This is a genomic window from Kitasatospora sp. NPDC056783 (genome assembly GCF_042789895.1).
Lineage (GTDB): Bacteria > Actinomycetota > Actinomycetes > Streptomycetales > Streptomycetaceae > Kitasatospora.
The window spans coordinates 1-3,385 of record NZ_JBHUAF010000584.1 but is presented as its reverse complement, the minus strand read 5'-3'; the positions used below and the strand labels follow the sequence as shown (position 1 = coordinate 3,385).

The window sequence follows — 3,385 nt, the reverse complement described above, 5'->3', positions numbered from 1 at the left end:
CGGCCCGGCCTGCCGGTCAGCTCCCGCTGGGGCCGCTGACCGCGGTCGTCGTCTTCTTCCCGAGCGGCCTGATCGTGATCTGGTTCATGCCGCCCCCCGTTCTCGGTCGCGATGGATCAACCGCGGATTCACAGTTGACCGGATGTCAGTAGGGCACGTGTGCTTCGCGTGCGTCAAGTGATCTGTTGGGGACGGGGGTTGCTCATGTTGATGCGTCCGAAGGTGGCTCGCAGGCACTGTGGGCGCCCGGACCAAGTGGCGGCAACGGCGCCGCTTCGTCCCCGAACGCCGACCGTGAGCGGGGAGATTCCCCGGGCGGCCGTCTCCTGCCGACGGACCTCCAGGAACGCTTCGGCGTCTCCGCCGTTCCCGTGCGGGAAGCGCCGCGGACGCCGGAGGCCGAGTGGGTGATCGTCATCGTGCCGGGAACAGGCGCCAGGGTGACCCGGCTGACGCTGTCCGAGTCGGGGAACACGTACGCGATGCGCCGTCCCACCAAGGGCACCGGCTCCCGCGCCGCACTCGCCATGGTCTTCAATCCGGTCGAGTCCGCCCAGGCCCGCTGGCGGCCCGTCAACGGTGTCCCGCTTGTCCCGCTCGTCCCGCTCGTCCGCGCCGAAGCCTGCTTCGAACGAGGTCGGCTGGTCGAACACCCCGAGCTGGTGGCCGCACGAACGGGCTCGAACGATATATATCGATGCTCGATATATACTCGGGATGTGACGAGACAAAAGCCGCTCTTGACGGAACCGCAGTACTTCATCCTCGCCGCGCTCGTGGACGGGCCCCTGTACGGCTACGGCGTCATCAAGACCGTCGAGCAGATCTCGGACGGCCGGCTCAGGCTCGCTGTCGGCACCCTCTACGGAGCGCTGGAGCGGATGGAGCGATCAGGGCTGGTGGCCACCGACCGCGAGGAGATCGTGGACGGCCGGGCACGGCGCTACTACCGGCTCACCGAGGACGGTGCCGACACGCTCCGCCAGGAGGCGCTGCGCATGGAGCAGGCAGCGGCCGTCGTCATCGGGCGCTCGCGGATGGCAGGGATCACCAGGGCATGAACCGTCTGCTGCTCGCCGCCTACCCCAGGGCATACCGCTCCCGGCAGGGGGAGGAACTGCTGGCCACTCTGGCCGAGGCGTACCCCGGCCGCTCCTGGCCCCCACTGCGGGAGGCGGTCGCGCTGGTGCGCGCGGGGGTACAGACCCGTGCCCGTGCCGCCTCCGACGACCCGGCCCGTCCGTGGTGGCTGGACGGCGCCCATCTGGCCGCCCTCGCACTCGCCGCCCTGGCGCTTGTGCCGTACCTGCAGGATGTGTGGGACTGGACACTGCGTGTCGATCCCAGCGGGCACGCCATCGACTTCCGCTTCGCCGGCTGGTACCCGTGGGCACAAGGCCCCGGCACGCAGACGCGGATGCTGCCCTACGGCCTGCTCCCGCTGGTCTGCCTGGTCGCCCTGCTGCGCGGCAACCCGTGGATCGCGTTGCCGGCGTCGGCGGCGATGATCTACGCCGGTGCCACGGTCGGCAGCTCGACGATCTTCGGTGACGAGGGCCGGGTGGGCCCGGGCTACTACGGGCTGGCCGCCCCGATCCGGGCCCCCGACCTGGCGCTCTCCGGAGCCCTGCTCCTGACATGCGCGATCCTGACGGTCTGCCGTCCCGGCCGGCTGCGCCGCCGCTCGTACGGCTGGCTCGTACCGGTGGCGCTCGCCATGGCCGTCGCCGGAGGCCTGCACCTCACTTCAGGCGATCCGTGGTTCCAACGCGGCCAGCTCGCTCTCGAAGTCGCCGCGCTGGCCGTCGCGTGGGTAGCCACAGCCGCCACGGGCGACTACCGGTGGCTGATCCCCGTCGCCGTGTTCGCCATCGTCCGCACGCAGGCGATCGTCGGCCAACCGGACTGGCTCATGGAGTCCGTGCCGAGCCTGGCCGTCCTCCTCGGCCTGATCATGCCCCTCCCAGCCCTGGCAATCGCCGCACAGCGCCGGCACAGCGGTACGCCCCACGGATGACAGCAGCTTCCGCAGCCGGACGGCCCCAGGCAGTCCAGGGAGAAGACACGCGGCCGGAGCGCCGCCCCACGGAAAGAGAAAGCATTGACTCAGCAAGATCGCCCGAGCCTGTCGACAATCCGGCCGGACGCCCCCGGACGGGCCCCCGGCCCTTCCCGGACGATACGGCCGTCCCTGACCAGCCGGGCTCCGGCGCTGCTGTTCCTCCTCGGGTTCACGGCGGTCTACCTGATCGCTGTCGCCACCCGGTTCGGGCAACTGGCGGAGAACTCGCTGATCAAGGGATTTGCCGATAGCGCGTGGGTCTTCCAGTGGACCGGTCCGTCCGACGGATGGGGCCCGCCGCTGCTGATGCACAACTCGGCCATGCCGACCCTGGCCGCGGGCACGGTCCTGATCGCGGCCGTCGCCCTGGCACGGCGGTGTTGGTGGCACGGCTTCGCGGCGATCAGCGTTGTGGTGGCCACGGTCGGAGGCACGGAGGCGTTCCGGGCCGTCCTGCCCCGTCCGGACCTGGCAGGAGCCACGGAAGGACTCACCGAGGCGAGCTTCCCCAGTGGTCACGTGGCCATCGTCGCCGGCCTGACCCTCGGCGCCGTGCTCGTCACGTCTCCGCGTGTGCGCCCCTACGTCGCCGCCGCCGGAATGCTGTGGCTCGCCTTCACCGCCGCCGCCGTCCAAGCCCTCTACTGGCACCGGCCCAGCGACGCGCTGGGAGCCACACTCCTGGCCTGCGCCTGCTACAGCCTCGCGGCCCGACTGCTGCCACCCACCACCGCGGCGGGCCCCAAGCGACGCCCTCGTGCACTGCCGGCCATCGCCCTCGTCCTGTCAGCGGCCGGCGCGCTCGCCGCCAGTGCGCGGGAGGACTCCGCCACACGCCCGCTGGCCTTCGCCGCAGCGGCACTCCTGTGCTCGGCCCTGGTCTTGATCGCCGTAGCGGACCGCGATCAACGGCGCGCGGCGTGACCGGCGCCCTCGGGCGGCGCTGCGGCCTGGTGCGCCCGGCCCGAGCCGGCCGACCGGCGGTCAGGTGCCCGGGAACCGCATGACGTTGCCGACGGCACCAGGCCGCTCCCCGACGTCGTTCAGGCGCTCGGTGAGTACGGCGCCGGCCAGGGTGAGCCGGGTGATCTGCCCGTCGGCGACGCCGACCACGAGCGGGCCGATCGGGGCAGGGCGTCCCGGGCCGGTACGCACCCGGGTGGGGGAGCGGTCGCGGGGTGGCGGCAGCGGAGCCGCATCGGGACACGCGCGTAGTACCGGACATAGCTGAGGGTGGCGGTGGAGCCGTCCGGGTAGCGCAGCACGATCTGCAGGTCCTCGTTGCCGGCCGGGGCGACGGCGTACACCGAGACCGGGTCGAAC

Annotated in this window: 4 protein-coding genes; 3 read left to right on the top strand and 1 reads right to left on the bottom strand. The window is 71.8% G+C overall.

Features of this window, described 5'->3' with window-relative positions:
• The first annotated feature begins 719 nt into the window (after positions 1 to 719).
• The 3 genes from ACFRMQ_RS39430 to ACFRMQ_RS39420 all read left to right on the top strand — a co-directional run bounded on the left by ACFRMQ_RS39430 (position 720) and on the right by ACFRMQ_RS39420 (position 2,986).
• Positions 720 to 1,061 carry a PadR family transcriptional regulator gene (locus tag ACFRMQ_RS39430; RefSeq protein WP_380735720.1) on the top strand — a complete coding sequence of 114 codons (342 nt, stop codon included), beginning with the start codon at positions 720 to 722 and terminating at the stop codon, positions 1,059 to 1,061.
• Positions 1,058 to 2,017, top strand: coding sequence for a hypothetical protein (locus tag ACFRMQ_RS39425; protein WP_380735718.1), 960 nt, complete (start codon positions 1,058 to 1,060; stop codon positions 2,015 to 2,017). The genes ACFRMQ_RS39430 and ACFRMQ_RS39425 overlap by 4 nt, the downstream gene beginning before the upstream one ends.
• A gap of 84 nt (positions 2,018 to 2,101) precedes the next feature.
• Positions 2,102 to 2,986, top strand: coding sequence for a phosphatase PAP2 family protein (locus ACFRMQ_RS39420; protein ID WP_380735715.1), 885 nt, complete (start codon positions 2,102 to 2,104; stop codon positions 2,984 to 2,986).
• A 119-nt stretch (positions 2,987 to 3,105) separates the two neighbouring features.
• Here ACFRMQ_RS39420 and ACFRMQ_RS39415 read toward each other — a convergent pair.
• On the bottom strand, positions 3,106 to 3,385 hold a 280-nt coding region (locus ACFRMQ_RS39415), incomplete at its 5' end, for a hypothetical protein (protein ID WP_380735714.1).

Coding starts and splice junctions, on each gene's coding strand:
- ACFRMQ_RS39425 (WP_380735718.1), top strand. CDS start 1,058: ATGAACCGTCTGCTGCTCGCCGCCTACCCCAGGGCATACCGCTCCCGG.